Origin of the sequence: Sedimentibacter sp. B4 (assembly GCF_000309315.1) — a bacterium.
Taxonomy (GTDB): Bacteria; Bacillota; Clostridia; order Tissierellales; family Sedimentibacteraceae; genus Sedimentibacter; species Sedimentibacter saalensis.
The window spans coordinates 1-208 of record NZ_CANG01000540.1; the positions used below are offsets into that span (position 1 = coordinate 1).

At 66.8% G+C, this 208-nt stretch carries 1 protein-coding gene; it reads left to right on the plus strand.

Annotated elements, in window-relative coordinates; translation table 11 throughout:
• Positions 1 to 208: aminotransferase class I/II-fold pyridoxal phosphate-dependent enzyme (locus BN358_RS25555; protein WP_157593476.1), on the plus strand; the 208-nt coding region annotated here is incomplete at both ends.

Genomic DNA, 208 nt, shown 5'->3' on the forward strand with positions numbered 1-208 from the left:
ACCCTGGTCGTCACCGATTCCCTCTTCAGCATGGAGGGCACGGTTGTTGACCTGCCGGCGATCATCCAACTGGTCCGCTGCCACCACGCCCGGCTTCTGCTGGATGAGTCCCACGCGATCGGCGTGATGGGGCCCGGCGGACGCGGCGTCGCCGACCACTACGGCCTGCTCGGCCAGGTCGACCTGATCATGGGCACGCTCAGCAAGT